The sequence below is a fragment of the Arthrobacter sp. EPSL27 genome (assembly GCF_001512305.1).
GTDB lineage: Bacteria > Actinomycetota > Actinomycetes > Actinomycetales > Micrococcaceae > Arthrobacter.
Map to the genome: position 1 here is coordinate 170,180 of NZ_LNUT01000004.1, position 18,537 is coordinate 188,716.

The window sequence follows — 18,537 nt, forward strand, 5'->3', positions numbered from 1 at the left end:
AGCCCGGGGGAGGGCATGCTCAGTGGGGCGGGGCTACGAAACTAGCCCTTGAGGCAGTGGCGGTAGGCTGCCATCGCCTGGCCGTAGTTGCTCTGGCCCACGAGGTCCGCGGGCCGCTTCGGCTTGACCGGCGCGGTGCAGGCCGGCGGGACCGGCGTGCTGGCCGCGACCAGGACGGCCGTTTTCACCACGGTGCCGGATTCGACGGCGGTGAGCACCAGGGTGCCCGTGCCCGCCGCAGCACTGGCGGGAACCGTCACCTGGACGGTGGCGGCGCCGCCGGAAACCGGCACGGACCCGAGGGCAGTGACAGCACCGTTGGCGTCCGTGAACTCCGCGCGCAGCGAGGTGTTGACCGGGCTGCCCAGCGAGGTGAGGTCCAGCTTGGAGACGGCCAGGGAGATGGCCTCCCCGCCCTTGACCTCGGCCGGCGTGGTGTTGACCACGGCCACGGAGCGGCGGGCGAAGTCCGGCGCCACGGGGTTGTGTGCCTGCAGGTACTTGATCCACGCGTCGCGGTCCACCAGACCGGAGTCCCGGGTGTCGGTGCCGGAGGTGAAGATCCGGAAGTTGTCGCCGCCTGTTGCCAGGAAGCTGAACGTTCCGATCCGGTAGGACTTCGCCGGGTCCACCAGTTCGCCGTTGACCCGGATCGACGTGATCCGGTCACCGGCCGCGCGGGCGGCGTCGTAGGTGTAGTTGACGTTCTTGGACAGGCCCAACTGCTGGTACGCGCGGCTGGGAACCGTGCCGTCCGCGTTGGTCTGCCACTGCTGCTCCAGGAGCGTCTTGAACTGCTCGCCGGTCAGGGACGTGGTCCACAGGTTGTTCACGAACGGCAGCACCGCGTTGGCCTCGGCGTACGTGATGGTGCCGTCCGGGGCGTAGTACAGCTCGTTGCGCAGGCCGCCCGGGTTGACGACGCCGATTTCGGCCCCGCCGAGTTCCGGTGCCTTCAGCGAATCCACCAGGGAATCCGCCACCAGGTTGCCCAGGGTGGACTCGCTGCCGCGGTCATCGCGTGCCGCCGGCGTGGTGGCGGTGGCAGGAGTGAACGCGGTGGTGATGTCCGCGGTCACCGCGCCCACGGGCTGGTTGCCCACCGCAGCGGCGTCGGCCAGGGCCTTGTCCACGATGGTCTTGACGGCGGCGACCCGGGGGTAGTCGCGGACCAGGGCGTCGGCGGGCTGGTCAGCGGAGGTGGTCCGCTTGACGTTGCCGGCCTTGTAACCGGTGACCTCCATGGTCTTCGTGTCGATGGTGAGCTGGATCTGGCCGATGTACTCGCCGTAGTTGCCGGTCTGGACGATGGGGCGGGTCTTGCCCTCCACGCCGGGTACCGGGGCGTCCCAGGAGTACTGCTTGTGGGTGTGGCCATTGAAGATGGCGGCCACGTCCGGGGTGACCTCGGTGACCATCTTGGCGAAGGGGCCGCCGGCGGCGACTTCCTGCTCCAGCGTGGAACCCTCGGGCGCTCCGGAACCGGCGCCGTCGTGGTTCTCCACGATGATCACGTCGGCGAGGTTCTCCGCCTTGATCGTGGCGGCGACGCGGTTGATGGCGTCGACGGGATCCCCGAACTCCAGGTCGGCGATGCCCGCGGGGGTGACCAGCGACGGCGTTTCCTGCGTGACGGTGCCGATCACGGCGACCTTGATGCCGTTCATGTCCAGCACGGTGTACTCCGGCAGGACGGGCTCGGTGGTGCCCTTGCGGTAGACGTTGGCGCCCAGGTACGGGAACTTCGCGTTGGTGCCGCCGGCGATGATGCGGTCGTTCAGGTCGGACCAGCCGCCGTCGAACTCGTGGTTGCCCACTGCGGAGGTCCGCAGCTCCAGGGCGTTCAGCACATCGATGGTGGGCTGATCCTTGGCCAGGGCCGAGGCGAACAGCGAGGCCCCGACGTTGTCTCCGGCGGAGAGGAACGCAGTGGCGCCCGGGGCGGCCGCGGCGCGCAGCTTCTCGATGGTCCCCGCGAAGAACACGGTGTTCGAATCGATGCGGCCGTGGAAATCGTTGATCCCGAGGAAGTTCAGGTCAACGCTGGCGGGGGTCGCCGGCAGATCCAGCCCCACCACCACCGGGTCGTGGTCGCTCGCCCGGAACTGGTCCGGAGCGTAGTAGTCGGTGACGTTGTTGTTGTAGCGGCTGTACTCGAGCGCCACGGACTCCACGGAGTTGATGTTCCAGATGTCGGCGCCGGTGACGACGGCGTCGGCCGCCGGGGAGGCGAGGATGTGGTCCAGGGAACCCACCAGGCCGCCGAAGAGGTAGGAGTGCTTGGCGGAGCCGTCGGCGTTCCGGGCCTTTTCGTCCTGGTTGACGTAGCCCGCGGCCGTGAAGACGTTGATCGGGTCTTCCTTGGCGTAGGCGTTGAAGTCGCCGATCAGGAACACCTTGTCGGTGCCCTTGGCGGTCTGCAGTTCGTTGGAGAACGCCAGGAGCGACTTGGCCTGCGCGACGCGCGCGAGGTTGGAGGCGCCCTGGCCCTTGTCGGTGTCCTCCGGGGTGGCGGCGGAGCCCTTGGACTTGAAGTGGTTGGCGATCGCGATGAACTTCTTGTCATCGCCCGCGCCCGCTGGCTTGAAGACCTGTGCCAGCGGCTTGCGGGCATTGGCGAACGCCACGGTGTCGTTGTGGATGACGGACTCGCCCACCGGCTCCGCGGCGGCCTTCTTGAAGATGAACGCGGTGCGGATCATGTCCTCGTCGGCCAGCGGCGGTGCGTTGGCGGGCGTGCGGACGTAGTCCCAGATTCCCGGCGTGGGGATGTTCAGGGCATCCACCAGCGTGGCCAGGGCCGCGTCGCGGTTCTTGCCGAACTGTGCCGAGTTCTCAATTTCCATGAGGGAAACGACGTCGGCGCCGGACTTCGAGATGGCGGAGACGATCTTGTCCTGCTGGCGCTGGAGGTTCTCGGCGTTGGCCGCGCCGCGGGCGTCGCAGCCGCCGCGGACGGTGATCGGGTTCCCGGCGCGGTCCGTGTAGTACGTGCACCCGGTGAGCTGGTCGCCGGTGGTGGGGAAGTAGTTGAGCACGTTGAACGAGGCAATTTTGAGGTTGCCTCCGACGGCGGCCGGGGCCTCCGTGCGGGTGGTGGCGCCGAAGCGTACGGGCTGGACTGCCTCCGCGTTGGCCGCGGTGAGATGGGTCAGCGGCTGGAACTTCCAGGAGTTGTTCGAGTAGTTGAGCACCACGTTGGTCTCAAAGGTCGCCGGCGTGCCGACGCGGACGGGGTCCGCCGTGGTCAGATACGGGAGCACCTCGGCCTTGGTGGCGGCGTCCTTGAGGAAGTTGGTGGTGGCGCCGTCGTCGAGCTTGATGCCGCGGGCGGCGTTGGCGGCGACAGTGGCGGTGTACGTGGCGGAACCGTACTCAGCGACGGCGGTGGGCTGTTCCAGCGGGGTGGTGCCACCGGCCAGGCCGATTTCGCCGTACTGGTTCAGCGAGTAGTTGTCGCTGACGGTCATGGGACCCTGCGGCGCCAGCAGCATGCCCTCGAGGGATTCGCGGAAGGCTTCCTCGGCCGGGAGGGCGAAGCCGGTGGCCTTGACCTCCGGGGCGGCCTCGGTGAGCTTCTTCATGTCGGCCGCCGCGGAGACCGTCACCTGCGTCATGCCGAAGTACTCGCTGACCGCGCCGGTGACCTCGACGTAGTCGCCGGGCTGGACCGAGCCGGCCGTGGCGGCGGAGAAGACGAAGATGGCGTCCGACGTCGTGTGGTTGGCCGGGGTCAGATCGCCGCCGGTGCCGGGGGTCTGGATGTAGTAGCCGGAGAACCCGCCGGTGGGGAACGTGGCCGTGACCTTGCCGCGGGTGGTGACGGATGTGCCGGCCAGCGGGCTGGCGGCGCCGTCGCCCTGGATCTCCGCGATGGTCTTGGCAGCCGGCGGGGTGACCGGGCCGGGATCGGTTGGGGGATCCACCGGGGCGGCCGCACCGTTGGCGGCCTTGGGGGTGATGGTGGCGTTGAGGCTGAAGTCAGCGGAGTTGTTGTTGCTGTCCACGCCGTTGCTGCGGTTGAGGCTCTTGACGTCGGTGTTGCTCGTCGGCGCGGTGGCTGCCTGGGCTTCGTAGGTGTTGGAGGTCCCGTAACCGAGCAGGTCGGCGACGTTGGCGGGCTCGATGACGGAGCCGGTGGCCAGCGGGGTGACGGCCGTAGGCTGCTTTGCGAGCAGGATGGTGCCGTTGGTGCCGCTGGGAGCGAACTTGCTGCCTGCGTCCAGGTCGGCGGCCGGCAGTGGCGGCGCCGTCGACGTCGTGGGATTGTTGCCGGTCGCCTTGATCAGGTAGAAACCCTTGGCAGCGATGCTGCCCGCCAGTGGGACGGTGTTCCCGGGAGCGCCGGTCCCTGTGGCGGAGCGGTACTGGATGGACCAGCCGTCCAGCGACACCGGGGCGTCGGAGGTGTTGTACAGCTCGACGAACTTGTCCTTGAAGGCGGCGCCGGTGCTGCCGCCGCTGAGGTAAGCCTCGTTGATGATGACTGGCGAGGTGCCAGCCGCTGCCGGGGAGACCTCCACGGCAAACGCCGGCACAGCAGCCAGCGGGGCTGCGATGAGCCCCACTGACAGCGCTGTGCCCAGCGCGGTCTTCCAAGGTATGTGTTTCATCCGCTCTAACTCTCATTAGGTGCCCGGGTGCGGGCGGGGTGGAAGGTGTCCGGGCGATGCCTCGGACCGCCGGTCGCTGCTCCTGGTCAAGCAGTTTCCGGCACATCAAAACAGGGGTGAATGAACACGGCATGTATTGCATGTGCATTCGGCGAGACGTCCCCCAGCGGAACGCGTCACAGCCGGCACGGGGCCACCAGCGGTGCGCCCAGCGACGGGATTCAGTGCGGCTTCTGGCCGGTGCCAGACGGCCCTGCCCGGCGCAGCCGGCGGGCATGGCACAAAGAATACCGGCCAGTAATCGCCCGAAAGGCGGCTGGCCGGTATTCCTGCGGCAATTTTGCGGAAGGGTTTTCCGAAGTTTTTCCTCAGCTTTTCCGCAGGTTTCGCGCGGGGCTCACAAGCCGTCCGCGGCGGCGCCCCCGCCGGCCGGCGCGGTTTCCGCCACGATCTTGAACATGGCGCCGGTGGGGTCCGCGAGGGTGGCCACGCGCCCGAACGGGGTGTCGTCGGGCCCGTCGACCACGCGGGCTCCCATGGCGACCGCCGTGCCGATCGCGGCGTCCGTGTCCGCGACCGCGAAGTACACCTGCCAGTTGGACGGGACCTCGGCGGGAAGGTAGCCGGAGGCGTCCATAATCCCCGCCTTCGCGGCATCGCCGGCTCCCAGGGTGGTGTAGCGGAAATCAGGCGTGTCACTCATAACGTCGGTGTTCCAGCCGAAAACGTCCTCGTAGAACTTCACCGCGGCGCCGTAGTCCTTGGTGTGGAGCTCGTGCCAGGCGGGGGTGCCCGGTTCGGCGGCGAGCCCGTACCCCTTCATGGCGCCGGGCTCCCACACGCCGATCGAAGCCCCGGTGGTATCGGCCACCATGGCCATGCGGCCCTGGTCCGGAACGTCCATCGGCGCCAGATAGACCTGGCCGCCGTGATCGGCGGCGGCCTGCACGGTGGTCGCCGCGTTGTCCGAGCGCAGGTAGGTGCTCCACAGGTCCGGCATGCCGGCCATGGTCAGGTCCTTTTGCATCATCCCGGCAACGGGCTTCCCGTTCTTGGCGGCCATGATGTAGCCGCCGTACTTCTCCTGGTCGCCCGTCTCAAAGGTCCAGCCAAAGAGCTCGCCGTAAAACGCCTTGGCTTTTCCGGTGTCGGACGTCATCAGGTCGATCCAGCACGGGGCGCCGTTGCTGTGGTCCGGTGTGGGCATGGTGGCTCCTGCTCTTTTCTGCGGCCCTGGTGCGGTGCGGCAGGGCCGGCGGATACCTGTGGTGGACGAAGACACAGTGAGACTACTGCTGGCCGTGGAGGGTTTCAATCATGCCGGGGCTTCGGTCACCTCGATGAGGCGGGAGCCGGTGCACCTGCGGAAACCAGGCTCCGGCCGCTCAGCACACGAACCTGAGGAAGTTCCTCAAAGGCTGGTTTCGCGAACCAGTATCCCTGGAACAGCCGGATACCGGCGTTCTCCAGTACCAGGAACTCCTCCTCAGTCTCGATGCCTTCTGCGAGCACCGTGATACCCAGTTCCTTGGCAATGCCCACGGTTCCGGCAACGACGGCCTGGCGGGCGGGACTGGAATCGATCCCTCGAATGAGCTTCATGTCGATCTTGATCAGGTCCGGCTGGAAATCAACAAGCAGCCCCAGCCCGGCATGACCCGCCCCAAAGTCGTCGATGGCGGTGGTGAAACCGTGCTTGCGGTATTCGGTGATGATGTTCGTCAGGTGGGAGGTGTCCGAGACCTCCTCGTTTTCTGTGAATTCGAACATGACCGCCGACGTCGGGAATTCGCATCGCCGAGCTGCCTGGAGTGTCGCGCGCAGGCATGCCGCCGGTTCGTAGACCGCGTTGGGCATGAAATTGATCGACAGCATCAGATCCTCGCCGGCAGGAAACAGCCGGGAAGCGAGTTCGATTGCCTTGACGCGGCAGTCCTGGTCGAAGCGGTACTTCTGCTCCGGGGCAACCTTGGACAAGACCGCGTAAGCACCCTCGCCCGAGAGGCCTCTGACCAAGGCCTCGTAGCCCCACACTCGCCTGTCGACTGCGTCATAGATCGGTTGGAAGGCCATGCTGAAATCGAAGTCGAGTTTTGAAGATGTGGAGCAGCCGTCGCATGCCATAGGGGGTCCTTTCTCAGGTCAGGTACACCGTAAGCCACAGCGGGCGCCGTCTTCTTGACCACCCCGGATTGAAATATCCGAGTCGCAGGCCAGTATGAACGCAGCATGGGATGCCTTGACCGTGCATGGGCGGCGACGCTGGAGAGCGGGAACGGGCGCGAAGACAGCAAAAGGCCGGCTGCAGCAGTCCTTCGACTGCCTCAACCGGCCTCTGCATAGCGCTAACTCCGCGCATTCGCGGAAGGTAAGAGATTCGAACTCTTGGTACGGGGTTACCGCACACTGGTTTTCAAGACCAGCTCCATCGGCCGCTCGGACAACCTTCCTCACCGAGTAGTGTTTCATAGCCGGTCGGCAGCCACAAAAACCCTGCTGCGCTCGCGGACAGGGGGCAGCTCCTGCGCCTACTCTGGAGGAAGCGCTTCGGCCGGGGTGTGCCGGAGGCGCATCAAGGTGAAGAAGGCTGCAAGAGTCTGGAAGAAATCGGGAGTTGTCCATGAAGGCTGTCTATATCTCGGAGCCGGGCGGACCCGAGGCCCTTGAGGTCCGCGAGGTTCCGGCGCCGGTCCCCGGGACGGGCGAGGTGCTGATCGACGTCGTCGCCGCCGGGCTGAACCGCGCGGACGTGCAGCAGCGCAAGGGCTTCTACCCGCCCCCGCCCGGTGCGTCCGAGATTCCCGGCCTGGAGGTTTCGGGGCGGATCTCCGGCTTCGGGCCCGGGGTGACCAAGCCGTTCTCCGTGGGCGACAAGGTGGTGGCGCTGCTGGCCGGGGGCGGCTACGCCCAGCAGGTGGCGGTGCCGGCGGGTCAGGTGGTGAGGATTCCCGACGGCGTGGACCTGGTGACCGCTGCCTCCCTCCCTGAAGTCGCGGCCACGGTCTACTCCAACCTGGTGATGACCGCGCAGCTGCAGCCGGGCGAGACCGTGCTGATCCACGGCGCAACCGGCGGGATCGGCACCATGGCCATCCAGCTGGCCAAGGCCTTGGGCGCGGTGGTGGCCACCACCGCGGGCACTGCGGAGAAAGTCGGCACCGCCAAGGCATTCCTGGGCGCGGACATCGCCATCAACTATGCCGAGGAAAGCTTCCCGGAGAGCCTCCGGGCGCAGAACGGCGGCAAGGGCGCGGATGTGATCCTCGACGTCGTCGGGGCCAAGTACCTGGGGCAGAACGTGGATGCGCTGGCTGACTACGGCCGGCTGGTGGTGATCGGGCTGCAGGGCGGAACCAAGGGCGAGCTGGACCTTGGCAAACTGCTGACCAAGCGGGCCGCCATCATCGCCACAGCCCTCCGCCCCCGCCCCGTGGAGGAGAAGTCCGTGATCATGGACGCTGTCCGCGACGCGGTGTGGCCGCTGCTGGCCGACGGCCGGATCCGGCCCCTCGTGGCCAAGACCTTCCCGCTGGAGCAGGTCCGGGAGGCGCACCGGTATTTCGACAGCGGCGACCACGTCGGAAAGATCCTGCTGGTCATGTAGGACGTATGCCACATACGACATATCCGGAATTGCTCCCGCCCAGCGAATCACTGTAATGTAATTCCATACGCGGTATACACGCGTCTTGGGGCGCGTGTATGCTGTCGTCCTCCGCTACCCTCCGGGAGCAACATGTCCATCCGTCACAGCCTCCTTGCCCTTCTGCAGGACCGGCCGCGCTACGGGTACCAGCTCAGGATCGAGTTCGAGGACCGCACCGGAGCGTCCTGGCCCCTCAACATCGGGCAGGTCTACACCACTCTCGACCGCCTTGAGCGCGACGGCCTGGTCCGCAAGGACGGCGCCGACGGCGAGGGCCACGTCATCTACAGCATCACCCCCGAGGGCCGCGCCGAGGTCCGCGACTGGTTCACCACCCCCGTCCCGCGCGCCAGCCCTCCGCGGAACGAGCTGGCCATCAAGCTCGCGCTGGGACTGACGCTTCCCGGCGTCGACGTCGGCGCCGCCATCCACGCCCAGCGCGCGGTGTCCATCAGGGCCCTGCAGGACTACACCAAAGCACGCCGGGAGACGGCCTCACAGCACCGGCCGACAGATACTGCCCGGCTGCTGGTCCTCGATTCGCTCATCTTCCAGACGGAGGCGGAGGTGCGCTGGCTGGACCTCTGCGAGGCCCGCCTGATGCAGCTGACCGGCCCGCAGTAACCCCAGCGGCCGGCCTCCCGTCCGACCGTTCGTCGCCCGGCCCCGGCCGCCTGGCGCAAAGCCATACCCATGACTCGCCGCCGTTGGTAGGGTGCCTTGGGGCACGTCTGTCGAGTTGGGCTGCCCCGGTCAGGTTTCTCAAGGAGGAGACATGGGCACAATGCCGGATGGCACGCCAAAGAACATACTGGTCGACGACGGCATCACGCCGGACCCGGCCCTGCCGCCCACAGCCGTGGACGAGTCCGTGCGCGAGGCCGAAGAGCGCAAATGGACGCCCACCAAGATCGCGATCTGGGTGGCAATTTCCCTGCTGGGTGCCGTGGCATGGTTCATGCTGGCGATTGTCCGCGGAGAAACCGTCAACGCCATCTGGTTCGTCTTCGCCGCGGTGAGCACCTACCTGATCGGCTACCGCTTCTACTCCAAGGTCATTGAGCGCTACCTGCTCAAGCCGAACGACCGCCGGGCCACCCCCGCGGAGTACAAGGCAGACGGCAAGGACTACGTCCGCACGGACCGCAACGTCCTCTTCGGCCACCACTTCGCCGCGATCGCCGGCGCAGGTCCCCTGGTGGGCCCCATCCTCGCAGCCCAGATGGGCTACCTGCCGGGCACCATCTGGATCATTATCGGTGTCGTGTTCGCCGGCGCCGTCCAGGACTACGTCGTGATGTTCTTCTCCATGCGCCGCGGCGGACGCTCCCTCGGCCAGATGGCCCGCGAGGAACTCGGCGTCATCGGCGGCACCGCCGCCTTGATCGCCACGCTGCTCATCATGGTGATCATCGTCGCCATCCTGGCCCTGGTCGTCGTCAACGCCCTCGCCGAAAGCCCGTGGGGTGTGTTCTCCGTCGGCATGACCATCCCGATCGCCCTCTTTATGGGTGTCTACCTGCGCTTCATCCGCCCCGGCAAGATCATGGAAGTCTCCCTGATCGGTTTTGTGCTGCTGATGGCGGCCATCATCGGCGGCGGCGTGGTCGCTGCGACCGAGTGGGGCGACGCGCTCTTCACCCTGGACAAGGTCACCCTCGCCTGGGCCATCATCATCTACGGCTTCATCGCCGCGATCCTGCCGGTCTGGCTCCTCCTGGCGCCGCGCGACTACCTCTCCACCTTCATGAAGATCGGCGTGATCGTGATGCTGGCCCTGGCCGTCATTGTGGTCCGCCCGGAAATCTCCGTCCCGGCCTTCAGCGAATTCGCCAGCCGCGACAACGGACCCGTCTTCCCGGGCGCGCTGTTCCCGTTCCTGTTCGTCACCATCGCGTGTGGCGCCCTCTCCGGATTCCACGCCCTCATCTCCTCCGGAACCACCCCGAAGCTGATCGAGAAGGAGCGCCAGACCCGTTACATCGGCTACGGCGGCATGCTCATGGAGTCCTTCGTGGCCATCATGGCCCTCGTTGCGGCAATCTCCATCGACCGCGGTCTCTACTTCGCGATGAACGCCCCCGCAGCCCTCACCGGTGGCACCGTGGAAACCGCGGCGGCCTGGGTCAACAGCCTGGGACTGTCCGGCGTGAACGTCAGCCCGGACATGCTGGCCGAGACGGCCGCCAACGTCGGCGAGACCAGCATCGTCTCCCGCACCGGCGGCGCCCCGACCCTCGCCGTGGGCCTGGCCCACATCATGCAGCAGTTCATCGGCGGCACCGCCATGATGAGCTTCTGGTACCACTTCGCCATCATGTTCGAGGCCCTGTTCATCCTGACCGCCGTCGACGCCGGCACGCGCGTTGCCCGCTTTATGCTGCAGGACTCGATCGGCAACTTCGTCCCGAAGTTCAAGGAGCACTCCTGGCGCCCCGGTGCCTGGCTCTGCACCGCCATTATGGTCGGTGCCTGGGGCGCTGTGCTGCTGATGGGCGTCACCGACCCCCTGGGCGGCATCAACACGCTGTTCCCGCTGTTCGGCATCGCCAACCAGCTCCTGGCCGCCATCGCCCTGTCCGTCTGCCTCGCCATCGCGGCGAAGAAGGGATCCTTCAAGTACCTCTGGATCGTGGCGATCCCGATGGCCTTCGCCGCCGTCGTCACCATCACGGCCAGCTACCAGAAGATCTTCTCTTCGACGCCGGCCGTCGGCTACTTCGCCAACAACGCGGCGTTCTCCAAGGCACTCGCGGATGGCCAGACCTCCTTCGGTTCGGCCAAGACCGTGCAGGCCATGGAAGCGGTCATCCGCAACACCGCGATCCAGGGCTGGCTCTCGGTCATCTTCGTGGTGCTCAGCATCATCGTCATCACGACGGCGCTGCTGGCCACCTACAAGGCGTTCCGCAACTCCAAGGCCGGCCTGCCCAATGCGGACAACGAGGATCCGGCGCTGCCGTCCCGCGTGTTCGCCCCGGCCGGTCCGGTGCCCACTGCTTCCGAGCGTGAGCTCATGAACGAGTGGAACCAGCTGCCGGCGGACAAGCGGACACAGGCCGCCCACCACTGATGCGGAGCCAACAATGAATGCGGTGGTTGCAGGATTCCGGGGATTCGCCCGGTACCTGGGAGGTGTGATGGGGGCGGACGCGTACGCGAAGTATCTGGCCCATCATGCCGAAGCCGGTCACAGCTCCCCGCCGATGACCGAACGGGAGTTCTGGCGGGACCAGACAGACCGCCAGGACGCCAACCCGCAGGGCCGGTGCTGCTGAGCTTCACGGGCTGAGCGGAGTGGCAGCCGCGGAGGGCGCCGCCGGGTACACCAGTACCCGGCGGCGCCCTCCGGCGTCCGGGGCGTTGCCTCCCGTGACTGCCTGCCGCCCGTCCTGGCTGCGGGCACGTGAGAGTATGAAGCCATGAGCGATCCGCACGATACTCAGCCGGCCAGCGATGTCCCCGACGGCGACCCGCTGGAGGGCGCCGCACTTCCCGCCCAGCCAGCCGGCGGCGAAGGACAGGCGCCGCCGCAGGACCGCCGCGGCGGCCCGGCAGCTACGGAGCAGCCGCCGCAGCCAGCGGCGCCCGAGGGGGACGGACGGCCCAGGCCCAGCCAGCTCCAGGACCTGGTGGACCAGCCGGCCAAGGTGATGCGGATCGGCACCATGATGAAGCAGCTCCTCGACGAAGTGAAGTCCGCCCCGCTCGACGACGCCGCCCGGGTCCGCCTGGCCGGCATCCATGAGCGCTCCATCAAGGAACTGGAAGACGGCCTCGCGCCGGAACTCGTCGACGAACTGGAACGGATCAGCCTGCCGTTCCCCGCGGACGGCACACCCTCGGACGCCGAGCTCAGGATCGCGCAGGCCCAGCTGGTGGGCTGGCTGGAAGGACTCTTCCACGGCATCCAGGCCGCCCTTGCCGCCCAGCACGCCGCCCGCGAGCACGCGGCCGCGCAGGCCCAGCTCCGCCAGCTGCCGCCCGGCACCATGATCGCGCCCGGTGTCGTCATCGGGGAGAACGGGGAGCCGCAACGGGCGGCCGCGCCCAGGCCCGGAGCAGATCCGTCGCAGCCGCGCGAACCCGCCGACCCGGACCACGGCCCCGGCCAGTACCTCTAAGGCACCCTTGGGATTCTTCAGCGCCGCCCGGCAGGGGCGGAAAGACGACGCCGAGCTCGGCAAGGGCCTCTGGCGGCGGGCCCACGACCGCTTCACCCGGGGCCTGGACCGCTACCACCAGGTCCTCGAAGGGGTGGACGACGAGGCCCTCTATGCCGAGCTGCTTGAGGTCGCCGATGAGCTGTCCGCGCTCTCCGGGCGGGTCCGGCGGGTCTGCGTGGAAGCCCAGCGCCGATCGCCGAGCGAAGGGCTCGACATCCCGGGGAGCCTCGCGGGAGTCCATCGTGCCCTGTCCTCGGCCGGTAACTCCCTCGCGACGACGGCCGAGGCGGCGGCGATGCTCCGCCTCGCCGTGGGCCCGGTCCCCGCGGGCGCCGAGTCGGTGCGGCGCCGCGCAGCCTCGGTGCTGGAGCAAGTGGCCGACGCCGAACGCCGGCTCGCCGAGGCTGGCGCCGCGGACTGACGCGGCGGCCCCCTCCCGCAGCCGCACGGTGCAGCCAAAATTCCCGGTTAAGCGCCTAGCTTAGCCGGACCCTCCAGGCTGGCGGTGCGGGCGAAAGCGTTGGCAGGATAGCTGGATGACAATCTCACCGGTACTGACTTTCAATGACGGCAACACGATTCCCCAGCTTGGCTACGGAGTGTGGCAGGTTGAAGACGACGTCGCCGAGAAGGTGGTGGTGCAGGCCTTCGAAGCCGGCTTCCGCCACATCGACACCGCCAAGATTTACGGCAATGAAGCAGGAGTGGGCCGCGCGATCGAGCGGTCCGGCCTCACGCCCGAGGAAATCTTCATCACCACCAAGCTGTGGAATGCGGACCAGGGCTACGAATCCACGCTGAAGGCCTTCGAGGAATCCATGGAGCGCCTGGGCCTGGAGACCCTGGACCTGTACCTGATCCACTGGATGCAGCCCAAGCAGGACAAATACGTCGACACGTGGAAGGCCCTCATCGAGCTGCAGAAGCAGGGACGGGTCAAGACCATTGGCGTCTCCAACTTCACCCAGGAGGGCCTGCAGCGCCTGATCGATGAGACCGGCGTCGTGCCGGCCATCAACCAGGTTGAACTTCACCCGTTCTTCAACCAGGCCGCACTGCGTGAGTTCCACGCCTCCAAGGGCATCCTCACCCAGGCCTGGTCGCCGCTGGGCCAGGGCGGCGAGCTGCTGGAAAGCCCGGTCGTCGGCCAGATCGCGGCCAAGCACAACGCCACTCCGGCGCAGGTCGTCATCGCCTGGCACCTGGCCGTCGGCAACGTGGTCATCCCGAAGTCGGTGACCGAGTCCCGCATCCGCGAGAACTTCGCAGCGCTGGACGTCACCCTGGACGAGACCGATGTGCAGGCCATCAACGGCCTGGACAAGTCCGCCGAGGGCGCCGGCCGCATCGGACCCGATCCGGCTGTCTCCGACTTCGCCTAAGCGGATCCGCCGCCGGTACACCGGCCGGTTCAGTCCGCAGCAGGGCCTTCACCCAGACAGGGTGGGGGCCCTGCTGCTGTCCGGGGCCCCACGGAGCCGGGGCTAAGCGGCTTGCCGGCCTGCCTGGACCGGCACGGCATCAACGACAGCCCAGCCGTGCTCGTCCAGCACCTTACGGCTCGCGAAGCGTTCGGCGTCCGCGATGTCGTCGAAGGTTTCGGTGCAGATGCGGCCGCAGTCCGGGTCCAGGTACGTGACTTCAAAGTACTGGTTGGTATCCATGCATTAAGTGTGGCGCGGGCCTCCGACACTATTCGGTCACCGGTCCGGCGTGTTGCCCGTATCGCCGAGGCGCAGCACACGTTCCCGGGCCAGGTCCTCGCTGCGCCGCGCCTTCGCCACGTACCGTGCGGCCTGCTGGGCGCGGGCGGCCGCCACTTCCCGGTGCTTCCGGGCGGCCTTCAGCTCCAGCTCGCGCTGCGCGAGCTCCTTGCGCAGCTCCCGGACAGCGTCCTCGAGCCCGGTGGCCCGAGTGGTGGCGCCAGCCAGTTCCTCCTCCCGCTCGCTGGCCTCCCGGGCAGCGGCGGCGGCTGCTGATTCCGCCTCCTCGAGCAGGGCCCTGGCGCGTTCCACAGCGGACGGCGTGGACCGCCGCGGTTCCGGCCGGACCGCCCTGAGCCGGGGCTGGGCTGCTGTTTTCGCGGTCGCGGCCCCGATGGCGGCCTTGGCCCCGGTCGCGGCCCCGGCGGCGTCCCCGGCACGGGCCGGTTTTCCAGATCGAACCGGCGCCGGAGCAGGCTCTGCCGTGGCGGGAAGCAGGCCGGGGAGCGCCACGGCCCCTGACAGATCCACGACGTCGACGCCGTCTGCGGACAGGGCCCGGAGCAGGCGGCCGGACTGCACGGCGGCCGCGGCCCCCGCATCCGCTGTCGCGGCGCGCAGCGTCTCTTCCACTTCCGTCGCGATTGCGCCGCTGATCTTCCGGCCCTGCTGTTCCGCTGCGGCCTGGGCTGCCTTGACCGCGCCGCTCAGCACTTGGCGGCGTTCCTGTCCCAGCCGGCGGAGTTCGGTAGCGTCCAGGGAGGACTGCGCGGCGCGCATCGACTGCCCCAAACCGGCAAGTTCGCGGAGTGTCTCCGGCCGCCGGGCAGCGAGCATGTTCACGGTCCACGCCGCCACGGACGGCTTGGGCAGGGAGCGTACTTCTCCGGCGAGGCCCTGCTGCTCCTTTGCCGCGGCCGCGGCCTTGGCGGCGGCAGTCCGGGCAGCGACAAACTCGTCGAACGGGAGCGCATAGAGCTGGGCAGCAATGTCCGCCAGTGTCTGCTCACTCATGCAAGAATCATAGAATCCCGGCCCTGACAATGCGGCCGCCACCGGAGAGTTCTCCAGGAAGAGGGCACTCGTGATCGAAATCGCCGGGCTCCCCGCCCACATTCTGCTCATCCACGCCGTCGTCGTGCTGGCACCCATCGCAGGCCTGGCCGCCGTCGTGTATGCCGCCGTGCCGCGGTGGCGCCCCTACCTGGCCTGGCCGCTCGGAGTGCTGTCCCTGTTCCTTGTCCCGCTGTCCCTGCTGACGGCGGAAGCCGGGGAGCAGTTGGAGGAGACCCGCCCCGCCTCGGCCCTCATCCGGGAACACGCCGAACAGGGTGACGTGCTTAAAGCCGTCTCTGTCGCATTCTTCGTGGTGGTCGCGGCGTCCCTGGTAACAAGCCATGAGCCGATCGGCCGGCGCTTCGCGTTCCTTGGCAGCCTGCGGACACACCGTGCAGTCCGGACGGCACTGCTGGTCCTCGCCGCCGCAGCCGGTGCCTATTTCATCTACCAGAGCGTCATCACCGGCCATTCCGGCGCCGCGTCCGTCTGGGCTGGCTGACCCGGTCCACCGGCCGTGCCGACCAGCCCAGCCTCCGCCGGTGGAACCGGTGCCCTCCCGTGGCACCTCCGCCGTGCCGGGGAAGCGCTGCACGCGTTCGGCGTCGACCCCGGGGCCGGGCTAGACCCGGCGGAAGCGCAGCTGCGCCTGGCGCGCTACGGGCCCAACGAACTGCGCGCAGCGCCGCCCGTGCCGCTGTGGCGGAAAATCCTTCGGCAGTTCCAGGACCCGCTGATCTACCTGCTGCTGGCGGCGATCGCCATTCCGGTGGTGGCCTGGGCGGTGGAAGGGGCTGAGGGCCTTCCGGTGGATGCCGTTGTGATCGGGGCCGTGGTGCTGTTCAACGGCGCCCTCGGTTTTGTACAGGAGAACAAGGCGGAGAGCGCTGTCGCCGCGCTGAGGCTGATGACGGCGGCGAACTCGACGGTGCTGCGGAACGGGGAACTGACAACGGTGCCGGCCGCCGCGCTGGTCCCCGGCGACATCCTGGTCCTCGCCGAGGGGGACTCCGTCGGCGCCGACGCCAGGCTGATCACGGCGCACTCGCTCGGCGTCGCCGAGTCGTCGCTCACCGGCGAGAGCGCACCCGTTTTCAAGGACCCGCGCATCCTCAGCGGCGACGTACCGCTCGGCGACCGGCTCAACATGGTCTACAAGGGAACCGCCGTCGTGCGGGGCGTCGGCCGCGCGGTGGTCACCGGGACCGCGATGGACACGGAGGTCGGGGCCATTGCGGGAATGCTGGCCTCCGCCGAGGACGCGCCCACCCCGCTCCAGCAGGAAATCGCGGGGGTCAGCAGATGGCTCGGTATCGCGGTGGTCGCGATCGCCGCCGTCGTGATGGCGACGGTCATCATCGTGAACGGCGTGAATACCCTCGGCGGGCTGGTCTCCGTCCTGCTGCTCGGCGTCTCGCTCGCGGTGGCGGCCGTGCCCGAGGGGCTGCCGGCCATCCTGTCCGTGGTCCTCGCCATCGGCGTCCAGAACATGGCCAAACGCAAGGCCGTCGTCAAACAGCTGCACTCGGTGGAGACCCTAGGCTCCGCCTCGGTGATCGCCTCGGACAAGACCGGGACGCTGACCCGGAACGAGATGACCATCTGCCGCATCACCACCGCATCCGGCCAGGTCGAGCTCACCGGCGCCGGCTACCGGCCGGAGGGTGCCGTGCTCCACCAGGGCCGGCAGGTGCAGGACCCGGCCCTGCTGCAGGAGGCACGCATGGTGCTGGCCGGGGGCTCCTTCGCGAACAACGCGCAGTTGCGCGAGCACGACGGCGGGTGGGAGATCCAGGGCGACCCTACGGAGGCGTCTTTCCTCGTCGCCGCCCGAAAACTTGAAGGGGTGGCCGACCGCGTCGGGGAGTTCGACCGGAAGGGCGAGATTCCCTTCACGTCGGAGCGGAAGCTCATGTCGGCCCTGGCCCACCACCGGGAGGTGGGCACGGTGTCCCTGGTGACGAAGGGCGCTCCGGACGTCCTGCTGGACCGGTGCACGGGACTGCAGGTCGGCGGAGAGGTGGTGACGATGGATCCGGCCCGCCGGGCGAAGGCACAGCGCGACGTCGAGGAGCTGTCCGGCCAGGCGTTCCGTACGCTGGGGGTGGCCTACCGCACTTACACGGAGGAGGATCTCCACGAAACCGAGGTCCTCGACGAGGCCGATGAGGCCACGCTGGTGTACCTCGGCGTCGTCGGCATCCTGGACCCGCCGAGGGCCGAAGCCGCCGCGGCGGTGGCCGAGGCGCGGCGGGCGGGCATCCGGGTTGTGATGATCACCGGCGACCACCCGCTGAGCGCAGCGCGGATCGCAGCCGATCTGGGGATAGCGCAGCCGGGGGAGCGGGCCGTCACCGGAGCCGAACTCGATGCGCTCGACGCCGGCGGGCTGCAGGCGCTGGCCCACACGGCCTCGGTGTACGCCCGGGTGGCGCCGCAGAACAAGCTGCAGATCGTCTCGGCCCTGCAGGCCCAGGGCAACGTGGTGGCCATGACCGGGGACGGGGTCAACGACGCCCCGGCGCTGAAGACCGCGGACATCGGCATCGCCATGGGCGTGGCCGGCACCGAGGTCACCAAGGAAGCCTCGAACATGATCCTCGGGGACGACAACTTCGCCACGATTGTCTCCGCGGTGCGCCAGGGCCGGGTCATTTTCGAGAACATCGAGAAGTTCCTCCGCTACCTGCTGTCCTCGAACATGGGCGAGGTGTTCACGGTCTTCCTGGGCGTGGTGTTCGCCGGCGCCATGGGTCTTGCCGGCGCGGGTGCCGGCGAGATCGCCGTGCCCCTGCTGGCGACCCAGATCCTGTGGATCAACCTGGTCACCGATTCGGGCCCCGCTCTGGCGATGGGCATTGACCCGGAGACCGACGACGTGATGGCGCGCCGGCCCCGGCGGCGGGGCGACCGCATCCTCGGCGCCCGGATGTGGCGCGGCATCCTGGGCATCGGGCTGGTCATGGCGGTTGCTACCCTGCTGACCATCGACATTTTCCTGCCCGGCGGGCTGGTGCCCGGCGGCAGCGATTCGCTGGATGTCGCCCGGACCGCCGGCTTCACCACCCTGGTGTTCGCGCAGCTGTTCAACGCCTTCAACTCCCGGTCGGAGGCGTCCTCCGCCTTTCGCAGGCTCTTCGTGAACAAGTGGCTCTGGGGCTCGGTGCTGCTCGCCGCGGCACTCCAGGTGGCGGTGGTGGAGGTGCCCTTCCTGCAGCGGGCTTTCGGGACGGCGTCGCTGGAGCTTGGGCAGTGGGCCGTCTGCGTGGTGATGGCCTCGGCCGTGCTGTGGTTCGCGGAGCTCCGCAAGGTTGTCCTCCGCAAGGGCGAACGGCGCCGGATCCCGGCGTGAT

The 18,537-nt window shown here is 68.2% G+C and carries 14 protein-coding genes and 1 tRNA gene; 9 read left to right on the top strand and 6 right to left on the bottom strand.

What is annotated here, in order from left to right; translation table 11 throughout:
• Nucleotides 1–41: 41 nt before the first annotated feature.
• The 4 genes from AR539_RS05630 to AR539_RS05645 all read right to left on the bottom strand — a co-directional run bounded on the left by AR539_RS05630 (nt 42) and on the right by AR539_RS05645 (nt 7,063).
• The gene (locus AR539_RS05630) at nt 42–4,613 is read right to left on the bottom strand and encodes an ExeM/NucH family extracellular endonuclease (RefSeq protein ID WP_197410566.1); all 4,572 of its coding nucleotides are present in this window, start codon (nt 4,611–4,613) and stop codon (nt 42–44) included.
• A 397-nt stretch (nt 4,614–5,010) separates the two neighbouring features.
• Nucleotides 5,011–5,820: a VOC family protein gene (locus tag AR539_RS05635; protein WP_066433443.1), complete on the bottom strand. Its 810-nt coding sequence runs from the start codon at nt 5,818–5,820 to the stop codon at nt 5,011–5,013.
• Nucleotides 5,821–5,945: 125 nt separating this feature from the next.
• Nucleotides 5,946–6,737, bottom strand: coding sequence for an EAL domain-containing protein (locus tag AR539_RS05640; RefSeq protein WP_066433446.1), 792 nt, complete (start codon nt 6,735–6,737; stop codon nt 5,946–5,948).
• Between the two features lie 238 nt (nt 6,738–6,975).
• A tRNA-Ser gene (locus AR539_RS05645) sits at nt 6,976–7,063 on the bottom strand.
• Between the two features lie 170 nt (nt 7,064–7,233).
• On the opposite strand from AR539_RS05645, the gene AR539_RS05650 reads away from it, so the two are divergent.
• The 7 genes from AR539_RS05650 to AR539_RS05680 all read left to right on the top strand — a co-directional run bounded on the left by AR539_RS05650 (nt 7,234) and on the right by AR539_RS05680 (nt 13,807).
• On the top strand, nt 7,234–8,217 hold the full coding sequence (locus AR539_RS05650; protein WP_066436121.1) for an NAD(P)H-quinone oxidoreductase: 984 nt from the start codon (nt 7,234–7,236) through the stop codon (nt 8,215–8,217).
• A gap of 132 nt (nt 8,218–8,349) precedes the next feature.
• Entirely contained in the window at nt 8,350–8,883 is a 534-nt protein-coding gene (locus tag AR539_RS05655) for a PadR family transcriptional regulator (RefSeq protein ID WP_066433448.1), read from the top strand.
• Nucleotides 8,884–9,034: 151 nt separating this feature from the next.
• Nucleotides 9,035–11,332 (top strand): carbon starvation CstA family protein, encoded by a 2,298-nt coding sequence (locus AR539_RS05660; RefSeq protein WP_066433453.1) that lies wholly within the window; start codon nt 9,035–9,037, stop codon nt 11,330–11,332.
• A gap of 13 nt (nt 11,333–11,345) precedes the next feature.
• The gene (locus AR539_RS05665; protein ID WP_066433456.1) at nt 11,346–11,537 is read left to right on the top strand and encodes a YbdD/YjiX family protein; all 192 of its coding nucleotides are present in this window, start codon (nt 11,346–11,348) and stop codon (nt 11,535–11,537) included.
• Nucleotides 11,538–11,681: 144 nt separating this feature from the next.
• On the top strand, nt 11,682–12,383 hold the full coding sequence (locus AR539_RS05670) for a bacterial proteasome activator family protein (RefSeq protein ID WP_066433459.1): 702 nt from the start codon (nt 11,682–11,684) through the stop codon (nt 12,381–12,383).
• 7 nt (nt 12,384–12,390) lie between these two features.
• Nucleotides 12,391–12,846 carry a hypothetical protein gene (locus AR539_RS05675; protein WP_066433462.1) on the top strand — a complete coding sequence of 152 codons (456 nt, stop codon included), beginning with the start codon at nt 12,391–12,393 and terminating at the stop codon, nt 12,844–12,846.
• A 115-nt stretch (nt 12,847–12,961) separates the two neighbouring features.
• Nucleotides 12,962–13,807 carry an aldo/keto reductase gene (locus AR539_RS05680; RefSeq protein WP_066433463.1) on the top strand — a complete coding sequence of 282 codons (846 nt, stop codon included), beginning with the start codon at nt 12,962–12,964 and terminating at the stop codon, nt 13,805–13,807.
• A 102-nt stretch (nt 13,808–13,909) separates the two neighbouring features.
• Here AR539_RS05680 and AR539_RS05685 read toward each other — a convergent pair whose 3' ends face one another.
• Together AR539_RS05685 and AR539_RS05690 are read right to left on the bottom strand one after the other, a co-directional pair.
• A complete protein-coding gene (locus AR539_RS05685; protein WP_066433464.1) occupies nt 13,910–14,089 on the bottom strand; it encodes a hypothetical protein in 180 nt (59 codons plus the stop codon).
• 36 nt (nt 14,090–14,125) lie between these two features.
• Nucleotides 14,126–15,142: a hypothetical protein gene (locus AR539_RS05690; protein WP_066433465.1), complete on the bottom strand. Its 1,017-nt coding sequence runs from the start codon at nt 15,140–15,142 to the stop codon at nt 14,126–14,128.
• 70 nt (nt 15,143–15,212) lie between these two features.
• On the opposite strand from AR539_RS05690, the gene AR539_RS05695 reads away from it, so the two are divergent.
• Nucleotides 15,213–15,686, top strand: coding sequence for a hypothetical protein (locus AR539_RS05695; protein ID WP_066433468.1), 474 nt, complete (start codon nt 15,213–15,215; stop codon nt 15,684–15,686).
• A 15-nt stretch (nt 15,687–15,701) separates the two neighbouring features.
• Complete coding sequence (locus AR539_RS05700; RefSeq protein ID WP_066433471.1) at nt 15,702–18,536, top strand: cation-translocating P-type ATPase; 2,835 nt, start codon at nt 15,702–15,704, stop codon at nt 18,534–18,536.
• Nucleotide 18,537: the final 1 nt, after the last annotated feature.

Coding starts and splice junctions, on each gene's coding strand:
- AR539_RS05630 (WP_197410566.1), bottom strand. CDS start 4,613: ATGAAACACATACCTTGGAAGACCGCGCTGGGCACAGCGCTGTCAGTG.
- AR539_RS05635 (WP_066433443.1), bottom strand. CDS start 5,820: ATGCCCACACCGGACCACAGCAACGGCGCCCCGTGCTGGATCGACCTG.
- AR539_RS05640 (WP_066433446.1), bottom strand. CDS start 6,737: ATGGCATGCGACGGCTGCTCCACATCTTCAAAACTCGACTTCGATTTC.
- AR539_RS05650 (WP_066436121.1), top strand. CDS start 7,234: ATGAAGGCTGTCTATATCTCGGAGCCGGGCGGACCCGAGGCCCTTGAG.
- AR539_RS05655 (WP_066433448.1), top strand. CDS start 8,350: ATGTCCATCCGTCACAGCCTCCTTGCCCTTCTGCAGGACCGGCCGCGC.
- AR539_RS05660 (WP_066433453.1), top strand. CDS start 9,035: ATGGGCACAATGCCGGATGGCACGCCAAAGAACATACTGGTCGACGAC.
- AR539_RS05665 (WP_066433456.1), top strand. CDS start 11,346: ATGAATGCGGTGGTTGCAGGATTCCGGGGATTCGCCCGGTACCTGGGA.
- AR539_RS05670 (WP_066433459.1), top strand. CDS start 11,682: ATGAGCGATCCGCACGATACTCAGCCGGCCAGCGATGTCCCCGACGGC.
- AR539_RS05680 (WP_066433463.1), top strand. CDS start 12,962: ATGACAATCTCACCGGTACTGACTTTCAATGACGGCAACACGATTCCC.
- AR539_RS05685 (WP_066433464.1), bottom strand. CDS start 14,089: ATGGATACCAACCAGTACTTTGAAGTCACGTACCTGGACCCGGACTGC.
- AR539_RS05690 (WP_066433465.1), bottom strand. CDS start 15,142: ATGAGTGAGCAGACACTGGCGGACATTGCTGCCCAGCTCTATGCGCTC.